The sequence below is a fragment of the Microcoleus sp. PH2017_09_SFU_O_A genome, assembly GCF_020738625.1.
In the GTDB taxonomy this organism is placed as follows: domain Bacteria; phylum Cyanobacteriota; class Cyanobacteriia; order Cyanobacteriales; family Microcoleaceae; genus Microcoleus.
The window spans coordinates 1-3,296 of record NZ_JAEQCF010000174.1; the positions used below are offsets into that span (position 1 = coordinate 1).

General features: G+C 44.7%; 4 protein-coding genes. 1 reads left to right on the forward strand and 3 read right to left on the reverse strand.

Going from position 1 to position 3,296, the window contains the following annotated elements:
• Positions 1-136 precede the first annotated feature (136 nt).
• Positions 137-424 (reverse strand): type II toxin-antitoxin system Phd/YefM family antitoxin, encoded by a 288-nt coding sequence (locus tag JGK16_RS32365; RefSeq protein WP_293187165.1) that lies wholly within the window; start codon positions 422-424, stop codon positions 137-139.
• A gap of 174 nt (positions 425-598) precedes the next feature.
• Positions 599-1,510: a GTPase Era gene (gene era, locus JGK16_RS32370; protein WP_293193979.1), complete on the reverse strand. Its 912-nt coding sequence runs from the start codon at positions 1,508-1,510 to the stop codon at positions 599-601.
• 506 nt (positions 1,511-2,016) lie between these two features.
• Here era and JGK16_RS32375 point away from each other — a divergent pair.
• Positions 2,017-2,436: a hypothetical protein gene (locus JGK16_RS32375; protein WP_293187163.1), complete on the forward strand. Its 420-nt coding sequence runs from the start codon at positions 2,017-2,019 to the stop codon at positions 2,434-2,436.
• Positions 2,437-2,808: 372 nt separating this feature from the next.
• On the opposite strand, the gene JGK16_RS32380 is transcribed toward JGK16_RS32375, so the two are convergent.
• A complete protein-coding gene (locus tag JGK16_RS32380) occupies positions 2,809-3,075 on the reverse strand; it encodes a hypothetical protein (protein WP_293187164.1) in 267 nt (88 codons plus the stop codon).
• Positions 3,076-3,296: the final 221 nt, after the last annotated feature.

Below are 3,296 nucleotides of genomic sequence, written 5' to 3' on the forward strand. Positions count from 1 at the left end.
ACAACGACTAGGAAAGCTTTCCAGTTTGAGCATTATTTCATAACAGCCCCTAACCCAACGATAGGATTTTTCAGGAGCATTGAGCTTGAGCCACAAAAAGATATTTTCTATGTCATGAATAGCAGTAGGAGATATCTCAACTCGGTAGGTCATATTTTTTTTGAAGCTCTTCAAAAGCTTGATGAATAGAAACCCCTTTACCTTGATCAAATTCCCCTAAGCTTTGACGAATACCTGCAAGAGTTTCAAGAATTTCTAACCGATTAAGTAGTTTTTCATAACTTTCCGCATCCTGAAGCACAGCAACCGCTTTACCATTAATGGTAATTACTATTGGTGTTTTATCTGTTTCAAACTGATGAAGCAACTCAGGAGCTTCCTGTTGAAATTGATTCAGGGGACGGCTATGGGAGAGGTTAAGCATGGTGTTCACTTTTTTTGAGTGTTGTTAACAAGTTAGCAAAATATTATTTTTTATTGCCTAAGTTATAAAGGCACCTCAATCCCCAACTCCTCACAAAACCCCCGAATCACCCGATCGCTACCACCAGCCGCCACTTTCAGTATAATCGCGAACATCCCGCAAACCACTAAAATTTTACTCTTCCACGCGATAGCCCAATTCGGCCAAACGGGTGCGGGACTGCCGCCATTTCGGCTGCACCTTGACAAATAACTCCAAATATACTTTACCTTCAATTAACTTTTGAATCTGTTCCCGGGCCGCACTGCCGATCGACTTGAGCATACTGCCGCTTTTACCGATTAAAATACCTTTTTGGGAATCCCGCTCGACGTGAATCGTCGCCAGAATGCGGGTAATCTTCGCTTCTTCTTGAACAATGTCGATCGCGATTGCTACAGAATGCGGCACTTCTTCCCGCGTCAGCAGCAAAATCTGTTCCCGAATCAACTCGCCCATAATAAACCGTTCCGGCTGGTCAGTCACCAAATCTGGCGGATAATAGTAAGGCCCAACCTCCAAATGTTCGATTAACAATTGTTGCAGTGGCTCGACACCCTCGCCCGTGAGAGCCGAAAACTTGACCACTGGCCACTGAGGATTGACAATTTGCTCGTAGGTGCGATCGATCAACACGGAATCCTCCGGTTGTTCGTCCAGCTTATTCATCCCCAAAATCACTGGAATTTTGCAATTGCTGAGAATTTCGATAATATATCGATCGCCCCCACCCGACTCCACCGAACCATCCACCACAAACAGCACCACATCCACCGACTGAATCGCCGCGCGCGCATTCTGCACCAAAACCTTACCCAGTTGGTGATGCGGCTTGTGAATTCCGGGAGTATCGACAAAAATAATTTGTGCTTCCGGCGTCGTCAGGATGCCCCGCAGCCTGTTGCGCGTCGTCTGAGACACCGGCGAAGTAATGGCAATTTTCTGTCCTACCAACTGATTCATCAGGGTGGATTTGCCAACATTCGGGCGCCCGATAATACCCACAAAGCCCGACTTGTAGCCCGCAGGAGCCGCGGGAACACCCATGATTTCCGATACGTCGATAAATTTACTATCTTCCACTAAAATCACCTATTTTCAAGCCCCTTCTCTGTCTATTGTCGCCTGAAAATACTCAAACGCCCATTGATGCACTCTAGCATCTTTCTTCCGCTGGTATAGCGCATAACACTCAAAGGGCGATCGAGCCGTCAACCAGTGTTAAAACGCCACAGGCGATCGACAAAACTTGATATCTGAGACAAAATTTGATAAAGTTCCAATGACATCGATCGAAAATGAATCATTCTGGTAAAATCGAGTCCCCAACGCTGTAACAACTTCAGATGTGTAAATGTCTCACTCAACTGAAACCATTCTACAGTTTGTCAGACCAACCAGTTTGTACGTTTTTGAAGATGTATGGTAATAAATTAGATGGGTCAAAACCAAGATAAAAGTTCATTAGCATTAGATTTTTTATAAATTAAAGCTAATGTTTTTGTCCCTACCTAATTAGTGCTAACCGTCATAAAGTTGAGGAGATGAATCGGATGAAATCGAAATTATTTTGGAGTTGCTGCACCGTATTGGTAGCCAGCTTGCCTATTCCTGCCTTCGCTCAAACAGCCCCTCAAGCAGGTATTGACTACAAAGGCGGCTCAAAGAACTACCAAACAGTACCGGGCAAAATTCCTGAAAGAACTTTACCCAAAGCCTTTGACTTTCCAATTATTACTAATGTTGCTACTGACACTAGCATCACCACAGATCACCTAATTACCGAGCAGTTTCGCGCGCCCGCGACTCGTACAGAATACACCCGCGCTCTCACCACCTGGTCAGAATCTATCAGAGAATGTCTGGGTAAACAGCCCCGCTTGATCCGGGCCAGCACCAAGAACCCGATTCAGATTAATGGCAAAGTAGGCACGATTGTCAGAAATGCAAATAACCGTGCAGTTTGCAAATAAGCGAGTAAGTTCCGCTGTCTGAAGACAAAAACTAGAAAGTGTTTTTACACAAAAAGAGCAATAGTTTTCTATTGCTCTTTTTGTTGGCAAAATGTCAATGAATTGGTTTGTAGTGAGGACTTCAGTCCTTCTTAATTTCTGAGGACTCGCATTCCTCACTACAAACGAGATAATGCAGAAACCTGGTTTTTTCCAAAAATATGCTGTGAAACCTGAAGGATATAGATTTCAAACTATAATTTTCGATTAAGGAATGAGAATTAAATAACTTCGACAGGTTTGTGGGATGGGCGTCCCGCCCGTCCAAAAACGACGGGCGGGACGCCCATCCCACAATAACAATTAAAATTGTAAGTTATTTAATTTGCGATCCTAAGTAGCGCAAAATTCATTCGTACTCAGCAAAATTTCCCCATAATCAGGAATCCAAGCCAGCCACTTTTGGTCGGAGCACTGACACAACAACCACGCTTCGTCAAAACTGAATGCTGTTGGCGGATTGAACAATTTGACCCACATCGAAGGAGCCAATTTTGGTGCAGGTACGGCGCAGCCAAATTTTGCCCAGTCCAAGGCACTCGCGGCGCTGGCTAGCGTTGCTTGCGGTTGCCGACTACGAATATCTGTTTGCAGTTGCATAACTACTCCTGTAGAGCTAAAAGTCAGCACGCCTTGCGGGGTTTGAAACTGTAACTTAATTTATGGACAAAGCTACCCATCCTTGACTATTTGGGTAGCTTTTTGAGCAAATTGTGGCGGCGCGAGACTATTTGCCCCTGGTTCAATTTGTTTTTGCCCCCGTGCCATTGGATTACAGATGCGGGCGTCTTGCGTCAGAGGAATCTGCGTTTGGAATCATT

Coding starts and splice junctions, on each gene's coding strand:
- JGK16_RS32375 (WP_293187163.1), top strand. CDS start 2,017: ATGAAATCGAAATTATTTTGGAGTTGCTGCACCGTATTGGTAGCCAGC.
- JGK16_RS32380 (WP_293187164.1), bottom strand. CDS start 3,075: ATGCAACTGCAAACAGATATTCGTAGTCGGCAACCGCAAGCAACGCTA.
- JGK16_RS32365 (WP_293187165.1), bottom strand. CDS start 424: ATGCTTAACCTCTCCCATAGCCGTCCCCTGAATCAATTTCAACAGGAA.
- era (WP_293193979.1), bottom strand. CDS start 1,510: ATGGGTGTTCCCGCGGCTCCTGCGGGCTACAAGTCGGGCTTTGTGGGT.